Source organism: Pseudomonas sp. SIMBA_041 (assembly GCF_046535095.1).
GTDB classification, from domain to species: domain Bacteria; phylum Pseudomonadota; class Gammaproteobacteria; order Pseudomonadales; family Pseudomonadaceae; genus Aquipseudomonas; species Aquipseudomonas mucoides.
Genome location: NZ_JAWRXJ010000792.1, coordinates 1 through 244 on the forward strand (window position 1 = coordinate 1; position 244 = coordinate 244).

A 244-nucleotide genomic window follows, 5' to 3' on the forward strand; every position below is an offset into this window, starting at 1 on the left:
GATGATGTCCTGGTACTCGCGCAATTTCTGCGGAGTCATCATACGGCGCTGATCGTCAAGCACGACACCGCCCACTTCATCGGCAATATGCTGCGCAGATTGCAGCATCAGCTTGAAGTTCTGCAGCTCGTCACCGTAAGACGGTACCTGCATAAAGATAGTGACACCCGGAGTAGTGAAATCCTTCATTTCAGGATCAAAGGTTCCCGGTTTCACCATATTCGCCAGGCTGAATAACGCCGGG

1 protein-coding gene is annotated in these 244 nt (G+C 52.0%); it reads right to left on the reverse strand.

Annotated features, from left to right (window positions below):
• On the reverse strand, positions 1 to 244 hold a 244-nt coding region (zipA, locus tag SB725_RS33290), incomplete at both ends, for a cell division protein ZipA (RefSeq protein ID WP_410923706.1).